This is a genomic window from Pseudomonas juntendi (assembly GCF_021560075.1).
Taxonomy (GTDB): domain Bacteria; phylum Pseudomonadota; class Gammaproteobacteria; order Pseudomonadales; family Pseudomonadaceae; genus Aquipseudomonas; species Aquipseudomonas juntendi.
Genome location: NZ_CP091088.1, coordinates 4434862 through 4448458 on the forward strand (window position 1 = coordinate 4434862; position 13597 = coordinate 4448458).

Below are 13597 nucleotides of genomic sequence, written 5' to 3' on the forward strand. Positions count from 1 at the left end.
ATTAACCTCGCGTCGCCACGCTTTCGGCCAGGATTGCCAGCACCAGTTGCTGGAAGTCCAGGCCAGCCGCGCGGGCCGCCATGGGCACCAGGCTATGATCGGTCATGCCGGGTGCGGTGTTTACTTCGAGCAGCCAGAACCGGCCTTGCTCGTCCTGCATCACGTCCAGCCGCCCCCAGCCCTCGATGCCAACGGCATCACAGGCACGGGCGGTCAGGTCGATCAGTTCCTGTTCCTTGGCGCTATCCAGGCCGCACGGAATGCGGTACTGGGTATCGTTGGCGATGTACTTGGCGTCGTAGTCGTAGAACACGTGCGGTGTACCCAGGGCGATCGGCGGCAGCACCTGGCCGCGCAGCACCGCAATGGTGAACTCCGGGCCGTGGATCCACTGCTCTACCAGTACCTGGGAATCGTACTGGGCAGCGTCTTGCCAGGCGGCGATCAGTTCCTCGGCGCTGTTCACCTTGGCCATGCCGATGCTAGAGCCTTCATGGGCGGGTTTGACGATCAGCGGGAAGCCCAGTTCCGTACTGGCCTGCAAACAATCGCTTTCACTCGCCAGCACCGCGTGGCGCGGGGTAGGAATGCCCAGGCTCTGCCACACCTGCTTGGTACGCAGCTTGTCCATGGCCAGGGCCGAAGCGAGGATGCCGCTACCGGTATAAGGGATGCCCAGGCACTCCAGCAGCCCCTGCATGCTGCCATCCTCACCGCCACGGCCGTGGAGGATGATGAAGGCGCGGTCGATCTTCTCGTTCTGCAGGCGGTCGAGCAGGTCGTCACCGACGTCGATGGCAACGACGTCCACACCGGCGGAGGTCAGCGCATCGATCACGGCGGCGCCGGACTTGAGCGACACTTCGCGCTCGGCACTCTTGCCGCCGTACAGCACGGCAACGCGGCCAAACGCTTTCACGTCGAGGGTAGAGTGCAGCTTGTCGTAGGCGCTGGTCATTTCGACTTCTCCTGCTTGGCGCCAGCGAACAGCGGGCTTTTCATCAGTTGCGGGGCCAGGCCGCCAACGTCACCGGCACCCTGGCAGAGCAGGATGTCGCCAGCGCGCAGCAACGGCTTGACCAGTGGCGCCAGCTCGGCGCCGCGTTCGATGTAGATCGGGTCGAGCTTGCCGCGCTGGCGAATGCTGTGGCACAGCTGCCGGCTGTCGGCACCGGGGATTGGCTCTTCGCCAGCCGGGTACACCTCCATCAGCAGCAGCACGTTGGCATCGCCCAGCACCTGAACGAAATCGTCGTACAGGTCGCGGGTGCGGCTATAGCGGTGCGGCTGGTAGACGATCACCAGGCGGCGGCTTGGCCAGCCACCACGCACAGCCTTGATCACGGCGGCCACTTCGGTCGGGTGGTGGCCGTAGTCATCGACCAGCATCACGCTGCCGTCTTCGACCGGCAGCTCGCCGTAAACCTGGAAGCGACGGCCAACGCCCTGGAAGCCGGAAAGGCCCTGCACGATGGCTTCGTCAGCGATGCCTTCGTCAGTGGCAATGGCGATGGTGGCCAGGGCATTGAGCACGTTGTGGTTGCCCGGCATGTTCACCGACACGTCCAGCGGCTCGCAGTCGCGGCGCAGCACGGTGAAATGGGTCTGCATACCCTGCTGGCGCACATTGATGGCGCGGATGTCGGCCTCTTCGCTGAAACCGTAGGTCACGGTCGGGCGCTTCACCTGCGGCAGAATCTCGCGTACCACCGGGTCGTCCAGGCACATCACCGCCAGGCCATAGAACGGCAGGTTGTGCAGGAATTCGACGAAGGTTTTCTTCAGTTTGTTGAAGTCGCCTTCATAGGTCGCCATGTGGTCGGCGTCGATGTTGGTGACCACAGCCACCATCGGCTGCAGGTGCAGGAAGCTGGCATCGCTTTCATCGGCTTCGGCGATCAGGTAGCGGCTGGTGCCCAGCTGGGCATTGGTGCCGGCCGCGGTCAGGCGACCACCGATGACGAAGGTCGGGTCCAGACCGCCTGCGGCGAATACCGAGGCCAGCAGGCTGGTGGTGGTGGTCTTGCCGTGTGTACCGGCGACTGCCACACCATGGCGGTAGCGCATCAGTTCGGCGAGCATCTCGGCACGCGGTACCACCGGAATGCGCCGCTCGAGGGCGGTGGCCACTTCCGGGTTGGCCGGGTTGATGGCGCTGGAAACCACCAGCACATCGGCAGTGGCAGCGTTCTCGGCACGGTGACCGACGAAGATCTCGGCACCGAATGACTCCAGGCGCTCGGTGACCGGCGAGGCTTTCAGGTCGGAACCGGACACTTCATAGCCCAGGTTCAGCAACACTTCGGCAATGCCGCACATACCCACGCCGCCGATACCGACGAAGTGAATGCGACGGATACGACCCATTTTCGGCTGGGGCATGGCTTTCTGGCTCTCAACCATGGGCCACCTCCAGGCAGATATCGACCACGGTGCTGGTTGCTGCAGGTTTGGCCAGGCGCCGAGCGGTACCTGCCATGACATTGAGTTTCTCGGGTTGCATCAGCACCTCATTCAGGCGTTCAGCGAGCTGCGCTGCGCCAGTTGTCGCTTGTGGCATCAGGAAGGCAGCACCTTCGCGAGCCAGATATTGGGCGTTGTGGGTCTGGTGATCGTCGATTGCGTGAGGCAACGGCACCAGCACCGAAGGCAGGCCTGCCGCCGCCAGCTCGCTGACGGTTAGCGCACCCGCCCGACACACCACCATGTCGGCCCAGCCATAGGCTTGGGCCATGTCCTTGATGAAAGGCTCGACCTGAGCCTCGACGCCGGCCTCGTGATAACGCTCGGCGGTGATCTGCGCGTGCTGCTTGCCGGCCTGGTGAAACACCTCGGGCCGCACGGCAGCAGGCACTTCGGACAGGGCCTTAGGCAACAATTTGTTCAATGGTTCCGCCCCCAGGCTGCCGCCCAGCACCAACAGCCGTGCCCGGCGTTCGGCCAGGGGCGCGCGCGGCGCATCCAGGAACAACTCGGGGCGCACCGGGTTGCCGGTGGTGCGGCGCTTGTCGCTGGCCTCGAAGGTGTTCGGGAACGCCTCGCAAACCCGCGCAGACAGCGGCACCAGCAAGCGGTTGGCGGTACCGGCGCGGGCGTTCTGCTCATGGATCACCAGCGGCACGCCACACAGCCGCGCGGCCACGCCGCCGGGGCCGGTCACATAACCACCAAAGCCAAGCACGCACACCGGCTTGAGCTGGCGAATGATCCGCCTTGCCTGGAGAACGGCCTTGACCAGGGTCAAGGGTGCCTTGAGCAACGACAGCTTGCCTTTGCCGCGCAGGCCGCTGACCTGGATCAGGTGCAGCGGCAGGCCGGCCTGGGGCACCAGTTCATTCTCGATGCCGCGCGGGGTGCCCAGCCAGTGCACGCTGTACCCGCGCGCCTGGAACTCACGGGCGCAGGCCAGGGCCGGGAACACGTGCCCGCCGGTACCGCCGGCCATGATCAGTACGTTCTTGCCGTCAGCGGCCATGACTGGTCTCCTCGGCAAAATCGCTTTCGCTGAATTCGTGCTCCTCGCTGCCCAGGTGCGTACGGCTTTCCCACTCGATACGCAACAACAAGCCCACGCAAGCACAACAGATGACCAGCGAGCTGCCCCCGTAGCTGAGGAACGGCAGGGTCAGGCCTTTGGTCGGCAGCAAGCCGACATTCACCCCGATGTTGATCAGGAACTGGCCGATCCACAGGAAGGCCAGGCCGAACGCCATGTACGCGGCGAAGAACTGCTTGGCCTTCTCCGCCCACAGGCCGATGTACAGGGCGCGGACGGTCACGAACACGAACAGGGCGATGGTCACCAGCGAGCCGACCACGCCCAGCTCTTCGGCCAGTACCGAGAACACGAAGTCGGTGTGCGCTTCAGGCAGGTAGAACTGCTTCTGCACGCTGTTGCCCAGGCCAACGCCCAGCCACTCGCCACGGCCGAACGCGATCAACGCCTGGGTCAACTGGTAACCGGAGCCGAACTGGTCGGACCATGGGTCAGTAAAGGTGATCAGGCGCGCCATGCGGTAAGGCTGCGCCTGCACCAGAACGAACACCGCCAACACTGCCAGCAGCACCATGAGGCTGAAGCGGAACAGCCCGACACCGCCAAGGAACAACATGGCCGCGGCCGCGCCCATCATCACCACGGTGGCGCCGAAGTCCGGTTCCATCAGCAGCAGCGCAGCCATTGGCAGCAACACGATGAAGGGTTTGAAGAAGCCCATCCAGGTCTCGCGGACTTCGGTCTGGCGGCGCACCAGGTACCCGGCAAGGTAGACCACCACGAACACCTTGGCGATTTCCGAAGGCTGCACGTTGAAGAAGCTGAAGCCGATCCAGCGCATGGAGCCGTTCACTTCGCGGCCGATCCCCGGCACCAGCACCAGCACCAGCAAGCCGAAGGCGCCCAGCAACATGAGGAAGCCCATGCGCTGCCAGGTGGCGATCGGGATCATCAGGGTCGCACCACAAGCCACCAGGCCCAGGAACACGTACACCAGGTGGCGGAACATGTGGTACAGCGGGTTGCCCGACTGCGCTGCAGCCACTTCCGAGGAGGCCGAGGTGATCATCACCAGGCCCAGGCCGAGCAAGGCCAGGCAGCCGGCCAGCATCGCGAAGTCGAGGTCGATGCCACGGCCGCTGATCAGCGGCGACGGATACGGCTTGAGCACACCGAAGATCATGCCAGGGCCCCCGCTGCCTGGGCGAACAGCCGCCCGCGTTCTTCGAAGTTCCGGAACATGTCGAGGCTGGCGCAGGCTGGCGACAACAGCACGGCATCTCCGGCCCGGGCCAGGTCGGCGCACTGTTGCACGGCGTCGTCGAGGGTTTTTACCCGCACCAGCGGCACGTCATCACCCAAGGCTTGGGCAAGGCGCTCGGCATCACGGCCCAGCAACACCACGGCGCGGCAAAACCGCTTGACCGGTTCACGCAGGGCGCCGAACTCGGCGCCTTTGCCGTCGCCACCTGCGATCAACACCAGCTTGCCCTCGATATCGGCCCCCAGGCCTTCGATGGCGGCCAATGCAGCACCGACATTGGTGGCCTTGGAATCGTCGTACCAGTTCACGCCGTCACGCTCGCGCACCCACTGGCAACGGTGGGCCAGGCCCGCGAATTCGCGCAGCGCTTCGAGCATCGGCTCGAACGGCAACCCGGCAGCATGGCCCAAGGCCAACGCCGCCAGTGCATTGCTCTGGTTATGGGCGCCGCGAATCTTCAGCTCGCGCACCGGCAGCAATGCCTGGAATTCGAACGCCAGGTATTTCTCGCCATCCACTTCGCGCAGGCCGAATGCCTTGAAGTCTGGTTGGTTGAGGCCGAAGGACCAGCAAGGTCGGCCTTCTACCGGCAGTGGCCGGCTCAGGGCGTCCTGGCGGTTCACGACCACCTGCCTGGCACCGCGGAAGATGCGGTGCTTGGCCAGGTGATAGGCCGGCAGGCCGCTGTAGCGGTCCATGTGGTCTTCGCTGATGTTCAGCACGGTGGCCACTTCGGCATTGAGCTGGTCGGTGGTTTCCAGCTGGAAGCTCGACAGCTCCAGCACGTACAGCTCGACGTCGTCGGCCAGCAGGTCCAGTGCCGGGGTCCCCAGGTTACCGCCCACGGCCACGCGCTTGCCGGCTTTGGCTGCCATTTCACCCACCAGCGTGGTCACGGTGCTCTTGGCGTTGGAACCGCTGATGGCGATGATCGGCGCCTTGGCATGGCGGGCGAACAGCTCGATATCCCCCGACAGCTGCACGCCCCGCGCTGCGGCCTGCTGCAGGGCCGGGGTAGCCAGGGCCAGGCCAGGGCTCACGTACAGCTCGTTGGCGCGGCACAGGAAGTCCACGTCCAGTTCACCACAACGCACTTCCACCTGCGGGTAATCACGGCGCAGGGTGTCCAGTTCCGGCGGTTGCTCGCGGGTGTCGGCGACCGCAAAGGCAATGCCCCGGCTCGCCAGGAAGCGAACCAGGGACATGCCGCTCTTGCCGAGGCCGACAACGATGCGGAATTGGTCGGAAGCGATCAAAGACACGCTCATCTACCTCAGTTTCAGGGTGGCAAGGCCGATCAGCACCAGGATCACGGTGATGATCCAGAAGCGGACGATCACGCGTGGCTCTGGCCAGCCCTTGAGTTCAAAGTGGTGGTGGATCGGTGCCATGCGGAACACCCGTTTGCCGGTCAGCTTGAACGAGGCGACTTGAATCACCACCGACAGGGTTTCCACGACAAAGATGCCGCCCATGATGAACAGCACGATTTCCTGGCGCACGATCACCGCGATGGTGCCCAGGGCAGCGCCCAGCGCCAGCGCGCCGACGTCACCCATGAAGACTTGTGCCGGGTAGGTGTTGAACCACAAAAAGCCCAGGCCGGCACCGATCAAGGCGCCACAGAACACGATCAATTCGCCCGAGCCAGGCACGTAGGGAATCAGCAGGTACTCGGCGAATTTCACGTTACCCGACAGGTAGCAGAAGATGCCCAGCGCGCCGCCGACCATCACCGTGGGCATGATCGCCAGGCCGTCGAGGCCGTCGGTGAGGTTGACCGCGTTGCTGGAGCCGACGATGACGAAGTAGGTCAGCACCACGAAGCCGACGCCCAGCGGAATGGTGACGTCCTTGATGAAGGGCAGGATCAGCGTGGTTTCGACGCTGGTCGGTGCGGTCTTGTACAGGAACACCGCCGCCGCCAGGCCGAACACCGACTGCCAGAAGTACTTCCAGCGGCTTGGCAGGCCCCGCGAATTCTTTTCGATCACCTTGCGGTAGTCGTCGACCCAGCCGATGGCACCGAAGGCCAGGGTGACGATCAGCACCACCCAGACGTAGCGGTTGCTCAGGTCGGCCCACAGCAGGGTGCTGACAGCGATGGCCGACAGGATCAGTGCGCCGCCCATGGTCGGGGTGCCGGACTTGGACAGGTGCGATTGCGGGCCGTCGTTACGTACGGCCTGGCCGATCTGGCGAATTTGCAGCGTACGGATCATCCACGGCCCCAGCCACAGCGCCAGGGACAACGCGGTCAGTACACCCAGAATCCCGCGCAGGGACAGGTACTGAAAGACCGCGAAGCCTTTGTGGAACTGTTGCAGATACTCGGCCAACAGCAGCAGCATTAATGTTTCTCCCCGCTGGCACCGCACAAAGCCGCCACGACGTTTTCCATCGCAGCGCTGCGCGAGCCCTTGATCAAAATAGTGGTGTCGCTGGCGTTTTCGGCACTAACCGCGTCGATCAGCTCAGCTTGAGTAGCGAAATGACGGCCATTGGCGCCGAACGCCTCGACCGCATGTTTCATGTTGGAACCCACTGCGTACAGGGCGTCGACCTTGCCGCGCGCGTAGTCACCCACCTGCCGGTGGCCTTCTTCCGCCCACTGCCCCAGTTCGCCGATATCCCCAAGCACCAGGACGGTGCGGCCGGAGAAGCCGGCGAGTATATCAATGGCCGCGCACATCGAGGTGGGATTTGCGTTGTAACTGTCGTCGATCACACGCACGCCACTGGGCGCGATCTGCGCCACGGTGCGGCCCTTGACCGGCTGCACCGCCGCAAGGCCAGCTGCAATGCCAGCCAGGCTCAGACCAACGGCATGGGCAGCGGCGGCAGCGGCCAGGGCGTTGCTGACATTGTGCTCACCGAGCACATTGAGCTGCACCTGGGCCACCTCGCCGGCGCCATGCAGCTGGAATGACGGGCAACCACGGGCGTCGCGCCCAATGGCGCTGGCATGGAAGTCGGCACGGGCGTCGCTGCGGGCGAAGCTGATGACCTTGTGCGCCCCGGCACGGGCCTTCCAAGTCGCGAAGGCCTTGTCGTCCAGGTTGAGAATGGCGATACCGCCCTCGCCCAGGCCTTCAAGGATCTCGCCTTTGGCTTCGACGATTTTCTCCGGGCCGCCGAACTCGCCAACATGGGCGGTACCGGCGTTGTTGATGACGACCACCTGCGGCCGGGTCAGGCCGACGGTGTAGCGAATTTCACCGATGCGCGAAGCGCCCAGCTCGATCACCGCAGCACTGTGCTGCGCAGCGATTTCCAGCAGTGTCAGCGGCGCACCGAGGTCGTTGTTGAGGTTGCCACGGGTGGCGTGCACAAGACCACGGGTGCGCAGGATGCTGGCAAGCATTTCCTTGACTGTGGTCTTGCCGCTGGAACCGGTAATGGCCACCACTGGCTTGTCATAGGCAGCACGGTTCAGTGCCCCGAGCTGGCCCAGGGCCAGGCGGCAGTAAGCCACGCGCAATTGCGGCAGGTCGACATCGGCCACCTCGCGCTCGACCAGCGCCGCGACGGCACCCTTGGCTTTGACATCGGCCAGGTAGTCGTGGCCGTCGAAACGCGGGCCGGTCAAGGCGACGAACAGTTGCCCGGCACTGACACTGCGGCTGTCGATGCTGACGCCGGTGAACGCCGCATCGGCGCCGATCTGCTGACCGTTCAGCAGCGGGACCAGCTGGCTGAGTGACATGGGCTTAAGCATGTGGAGCCTCCCAGGCTGCAAGTGCCTTTTCGGCTTCGATCAAGTCGGAGAAATCATGGCGCTCGCCGTTGATCTCCTGGTAATCCTCGTGCCCCTTGCCAGCCAACACGATCACGTCGTCGGCAGCAGCGGTAGCAATCAGGTGCGCAATGGCCGCGCCGCGGCCAGCGATGAATTCCACCTCGGCAGGCTTGGCAAAACCGGGGCGAATGTCGTCGAAGATACGCAGCGGGTCTTCGCTACGCGGGTTGTCGTCGGTAACCAGGACGCGGTCCGCCAGGCGCTCGGCCACTTCGGCCATCAGTGGGCGCTTGCCGCGATCACGGTCGCCACCGCAGCCGAACAGGCACAGCAGCTGGCCGTGAGCATGCGGGCGCAGGGCTTCCAGAACCTTCTCCAGCGCATCTGGCGTATGTGCGTAGTCGACCACCACCAGTGGCTTGGCGCCGCCACCCAGGCGCTGCATGCGGCCTACCGGCCCTTGCAGTTTGGGGATGACGCCGAGGATCTCGTCAAGGGCAAAGTCCATTGCCAGCAGGGTTGCCACCGCCGCCAGCATGTTGCTCAGGTTGAAACGGCCGAGCAACTGGCTGCGCAGAATGCGCTCACCCTGGGCAGTGACCAATGTGGCGCGCACGCCATCGTCATCGAACTTGGCCTTGGTGCAGAACAGCGCCGCGTCCGGGTTTTCCAGGCTATAGCTGAGCAGCCGTGACTCGATAGGATCTGCCGGCGCCCTATCCTCGAAAGCTTGAGCCAGGCGCCGACCGAACTCGTCGTCCAGGTTCACCACCTGGCAGCGCAGGCTCGGCCAGGCGAACAGCTTGGCCTTGGCCGCTTCGTACGCCTGCATGCTGCCGTGATAGTCGAGGTGATCGCGGGACAGGTTGGTCATCACCGCAATGTCGAAAGCCAGTGCAGCCACGCGGCCTTGTTCCAGGGCATGGGAGGACACCTCCATGGCCACGGCTTTGGCGCCAGCCTTTTTCAGGCCATACAGCGTCGACTGCACGGCAATCGGGTCAGGGGTGGTCAGGCGGCCACTTTGCAGTTCACCGTAGAACCCGGTACCGAGGGTGCCGATCAGGCCGCAGCGCTTGCCGAGCAGCTCCAACGCCTGCGCCAGCAACTGGGTGACACTGGTCTTGCCGTTGGTACCGGTCACGCCGACCAGGTCCAGCTGCCGGCTGGGCTCGCCATAGAAGCGGCCGGCAATATCCGACAGCTGAGCGATCAGGCCTTTGACCGGGATCAGCGGCACATCGGTCAACGGCAGCACGTTGGCGCCCTGCTCTTCATAAGCCACGGCGGCAGCACCACGGGCCAAGGCATCGGCAATGTGCCCACGGCCATCGACCTTGGCCCCCGGCACTGCCAGGAACAAGTCACCCGGGCGCACGTTGCGGCTGTCCAGGGTCAGTTCGCGGATCATCGGATCGCGGCTGGCGTGTGCGAACAGTTTGCTCAATGGCATTGTCATCACCCACGCCCTCCCTTGGCAGCGGCAGCATTGACTTGGGGTTGCCCGGCAGGTGCAACAGCAGCTGGCGGCGGCAGGTTGTCTGGCGGCACGTTCATCAGGCGCAGGGTGCCGGACATGACCTTGCTGAACACCGGTGCCGAAACCAGGCCACCGAAGTAGCCACCCTTGCCCGGTTCGTCGATCACCACGACGATGGCGTAACGCGGATCGCTCATCGGGCCGAAGCCTGCGAACAGCGAGCGGTAGGCATTTTCGGTGTACCCCTTGGAACCCACCGTGGCTTTACGTGCAGTACCGGACTTGCCGGCCACGTGGTAGAACGGCACCTGGGCGCGGAATACCCCACGCGGCGCCTCGATCACCTGCTGCAACATGCCCTGGATGGTTTCCGCGGTTTCCTTCGGAATGGCCTGCACGGCCTCGGGCGCCTTGTCCACCTTGAGGATCGACAGCGGGACCATCTTGCCGTCGTTGGCCAATGCCGCGTAGGCATGCACCAGCTGCAGGGCGGTCACCGACACGCCGTAGCCGTAAGACAGGGTGGCCGTCTCGGCCTTGCGCCACTCGCGGTGGTTCGGCAGGTTGCCGACACGCTCACCCGGGAAGCCAAGGCCGGTGTACTGGCCCAGGCCGACCTGGGACATCACGCGGTAGATGGCCTCGCCACCGATGTCGAAGGCGATCTTGCTCATGCCCACGTTACTGGAGTTGATCAGGATGCCGGTCAGGTCGAGGATCGGACCCTCGCTGCGCGACACGTCCTTGATGGTGTAGCGGCCGATCTGCAGGCTGCCGGGGTATACCTCGACCTTGTCGGTAGGTTTCCAGCGGCCGCTTTCCAGCGCTGCGCTCATGGAGATCGGCTTCACCGTCGAACCTGGCTCGAACACGTCGATGATCGCCCGGTTACGCATGGCCGCCGGGAACATGCTGCGGCGGTTGTTGGGGTTGTAGGTCGGCTGGTTGACCATGGCCAGGACCTCACCGGTCTTGACGTCCATGATCACCAGGCTGCCGGCCTTGGCGTTCTGTTCGGCAATGGCGTTGCGCAGCTCGCGTGTAGCCAGGTATTGCAGACGCAGGTCAATCGACAACGCCAAGGTCTTCCCGGCCTTGGCGTTCTTGGTGACCTGAATATCCTTGATCAGCCGGCCGCGCCGGTCCTTGATGACCTGGCGCTTGCCAGGCACGCCGGCCAGCCACTCGTCATAGGCCAGCTCGACCCCTTCGCGCCCGTGATCGTCCAGGTCTGTGAAGCCGACCATATGCGCAGTGACATCACCGGCCGGGTAGAACCGGCGGAATTCTTCCAGCCCGTACACGCCGGGCACTTTCAGGTCGAGCACATGCTGGCCCTGCTCCGGGGTCAGGCCGCGGACCAGGTAGATGAACTCTTTGTTGGCCTGCTGGGTCAGGCGCTCGTTCAGCTGCTGCGGGTTTTGCCCCAACGCTGCTGCCAATTGCGGCCAGCGCTCTTTGGAGGCCTGCATTTCCTTGGGGTTGGCCCACAGGGTCGTGACCGGGGTACTGACCGCCAATGGCTCACCGTTGCGGTCGGTAATCAGCCCACGGTGGGCCGGGATCGAGATATGGCGCAGGCTGCGCGCGTCGCCCTGGCCCTTGAGGAAGTCACGGTCGACCACCTGCAGGTCGATGATGCGCCAGCAGATGGCGCCGACCATGAGTGCCAGCAGGCCGATGACCACGCGGAAACGCCATGGGTACAGTGCGCCTTCGAGTTTCATCATGGCGCCACCATCCGCACTTCGTCAGCCGCAGGCACGCGCATCTTCAATTGCTCGGACGCAAGGTTTTCGATACGGCTGGCCGCGGTCCAGGTGCTCTGCTCGAGGATCAACCGGCCCCACTCGGCCTGGGCCTTGTCACGCTCGTTCAGCTCACCGTACAGGGTATTGAGCAACTGGCGGTTCCAGTGCGCGCTGTAGGACACCGCAATGGCCGAAACCAGCACGGCAACGAACAGCAGGAGCATCAGGAAGCTCCCGCCTGGCAAGGGCTTGGCGAACAGCCTGCTCACCGCAACTTCTCCGCCACACGCATCACGGCGCTGCGCGACCGCGGGTTGGCCTTGAGCTCGGCTTCGGAGGCGAACTGGGCCTTGCCGATGAGCTTGACCTTGGGCTCGAAGACCTTGTGCTGTACCGGCAGGTTGCGTGGCAGGTTGTCGGCCTCGCCCTTGACCAGCTTGCGCATGAACAGTTTGACGATGCGGTCTTCCAGCGAGTGGAAGCTGATGACCGCCAGCCGACCGCCAACTTCAAGTGCGTCGAGCGCGGCCTCGAGCCCCGCCTCCAGGTCACCCAGTTCATTGTTGACGTGAATGCGCAAGCCCTGGAAGGCGCGGGTAGCCGGGTTCTTGCCCTTTTCCCAGGCCGGGTTGGCCACCTTGAGCACCTCTGCCAGGTCGGCAGTGCGGGTGAACGGCTGCTTTTCGCGGCGCTCGACCACGGCACGCGCCATGCGCCCGGCAAAGCGCTCTTCGCCGTATTCCTTGAACACGCGGGCAATTTCTTCCACCGGTGCGGTGGCAATGAATTCGGCAGCGCTGACGCCCTGATCGGGGTTCATGCGCATGTCCAGCGGGCCATCATTGAGAAAGCTGAAGCCCCGCTCGGGGTCGTCCAGTTGCGGCGAGGACACGCCAAGGTCCAGCAACACGCCGCTGACCTTGCCATGCAGGCCGCGCTCGGCCACTTCTGCGCCCAGCTCGGCAAAGCTGCGCTGCACAATGACAAAGCGGCCGTCTTCGGCCGCCAGCGCTTGCCCTGTGGCAATCGCTTGTGGGTCTTTGTCGAAGCCCAGCAGCCGCCCTTGCGGCCCGAGCTTGCTGAGGATCAGGCGGCTGTGTCCGCCACGGCCAAACGTGCCGTCCAGATAGCAACCGTCGGCGCGCAAGGCCAATGCCTCGACAGCTTCGTCGAGCAGGACGGTAATGTGGTTGAAGCCGCTATCTATGGTCACAGGATCAGGTCACGCAATTCGTCGGGCATGGCGCCCGGTTGTTGAATAGCTGCAAGGTCGGCTGCCGAAACCGCGTTCCAGGCATCTTCATCCCACAGCTGGAATTTGTTCAGTTGCCCCACCAGCATCGCCTTCTTGTCGAGCTTGGCGTACTCACGCAAACGGGGCGGCACCAGGAAACGCCCACTGCCGTCTAGTTCCAGGTCTACCGCATTGCCAATCAGCAATCGCTGCAGGCGGCGGTTTTCCTCACGCAACGATGGCAAGGCACGCAACTTGGCTTCTATCTGTTCCCACTCATCGAGGGGATAAACACACAAACACGGGTCCACGGCGTCGATGGTCACGATCAGCTGACCGTTGCAACGCGAATCGAGCTCGTCACGGTACCGGCTCGGCATGGCGAGACGGCCCTTGGCATCGAGACTGACGGCGTTGGCTCCGCGGAACACGGCTGCGATTCCCCACAATGTTATCTTTTTTGTGCCAGAAAACCCACTTCATCCCACTTTCTGCCACTTGCGCACACTATAGGAATCCGCCGGAGGCACCGTCAAGGCACGTTCGGAAGGAAAAGCCTTACAGGACCGAGATTTAGCGCGTTAAAGGATTGTGAAAGGTATTTCACAATGAAAAAAACACGAGAAAAATCAA

Annotated in this window: 12 protein-coding genes; all 12 read right to left on the bottom strand. The window is 63.9% G+C overall.

The features are described 5' to 3' along the window. Nucleotide 1 precedes the first annotated feature (1 nt). From L1P09_RS20600 to mraZ, 12 genes are read right to left on the bottom strand one after another with little or no spacing between them, the layout of a single operon-like run. The gene (locus tag L1P09_RS20600; RefSeq protein WP_009684410.1) at nt 2-958 is read right to left on the bottom strand and encodes a D-alanine--D-alanine ligase; all 957 of its coding nucleotides are present in this window, start codon (nt 956-958) and stop codon (nt 2-4) included. Then, complete coding sequence (gene murC, locus L1P09_RS20605; RefSeq protein ID WP_054905336.1) at nt 955-2403, bottom strand: UDP-N-acetylmuramate--L-alanine ligase; 1449 nt, start codon at nt 2401-2403, stop codon at nt 955-957. The genes L1P09_RS20600 and murC overlap by 4 nt, the downstream gene beginning before the upstream one ends. Then, complete coding sequence (gene murG / locus L1P09_RS20610) at nt 2396-3475, bottom strand: undecaprenyldiphospho-muramoylpentapeptide beta-N-acetylglucosaminyltransferase (RefSeq protein ID WP_029886558.1); 1080 nt, start codon at nt 3473-3475, stop codon at nt 2396-2398. Before murG ends, murC begins: the two co-directional genes overlap by 8 nt. Continuing rightward, on the bottom strand, nt 3465-4676 hold the full coding sequence (gene ftsW / locus L1P09_RS20615) for a putative lipid II flippase FtsW (protein WP_177331337.1): 1212 nt from the start codon (nt 4674-4676) through the stop codon (nt 3465-3467). Before ftsW ends, murG begins: the two co-directional genes overlap by 11 nt. Then, nucleotides 4676-6022 carry a UDP-N-acetylmuramoyl-L-alanine--D-glutamate ligase gene (murD, locus tag L1P09_RS20620; RefSeq protein WP_054905348.1) on the bottom strand — a complete coding sequence of 449 codons (1347 nt, stop codon included), beginning with the start codon at nt 6020-6022 and terminating at the stop codon, nt 4676-4678. The genes ftsW and murD overlap by 1 nt, the downstream gene beginning before the upstream one ends. A 6-nt stretch (nt 6023-6028) precedes the next feature. Then, nucleotides 6029-7111, bottom strand: coding sequence for a phospho-N-acetylmuramoyl-pentapeptide-transferase (mraY, locus tag L1P09_RS20625; RefSeq protein ID WP_003251852.1), 1083 nt, complete (start codon nt 7109-7111; stop codon nt 6029-6031). Beyond that, the gene (locus tag L1P09_RS20630; protein WP_235768051.1) at nt 7111-8478 is read right to left on the bottom strand and encodes a UDP-N-acetylmuramoyl-tripeptide--D-alanyl-D-alanine ligase; all 1368 of its coding nucleotides are present in this window, start codon (nt 8476-8478) and stop codon (nt 7111-7113) included. Before L1P09_RS20630 ends, mraY begins: the two co-directional genes overlap by 1 nt. Next, complete coding sequence (locus L1P09_RS20635) at nt 8471-9958, bottom strand: UDP-N-acetylmuramoyl-L-alanyl-D-glutamate--2,6-diaminopimelate ligase (protein WP_154211298.1); 1488 nt, start codon at nt 9956-9958, stop codon at nt 8471-8473. The genes L1P09_RS20630 and L1P09_RS20635 overlap by 8 nt, the downstream gene beginning before the upstream one ends. Beyond that, nucleotides 9958-11706, bottom strand: coding sequence for a peptidoglycan D,D-transpeptidase FtsI family protein (locus L1P09_RS20640; RefSeq protein ID WP_166524950.1), 1749 nt, complete (start codon nt 11704-11706; stop codon nt 9958-9960). Before L1P09_RS20640 ends, L1P09_RS20635 begins: the two co-directional genes overlap by 1 nt. After that, on the bottom strand, nt 11706-11999 hold the full coding sequence (ftsL, locus tag L1P09_RS20645) for a cell division protein FtsL (protein ID WP_009684421.1): 294 nt from the start codon (nt 11997-11999) through the stop codon (nt 11706-11708). The genes L1P09_RS20640 and ftsL overlap by 1 nt, the downstream gene beginning before the upstream one ends. Next, on the bottom strand, nt 11996-12943 hold the full coding sequence (rsmH, locus tag L1P09_RS20650; RefSeq protein WP_009684422.1) for a 16S rRNA (cytosine(1402)-N(4))-methyltransferase RsmH: 948 nt from the start codon (nt 12941-12943) through the stop codon (nt 11996-11998). Before rsmH ends, ftsL begins: the two co-directional genes overlap by 4 nt. Next, complete coding sequence (gene mraZ / locus L1P09_RS20655; RefSeq protein WP_004575120.1) at nt 12940-13395, bottom strand: division/cell wall cluster transcriptional repressor MraZ; 456 nt, start codon at nt 13393-13395, stop codon at nt 12940-12942. The genes rsmH and mraZ overlap by 4 nt, the downstream gene beginning before the upstream one ends. Nucleotides 13396-13597: the final 202 nt, after the last annotated feature.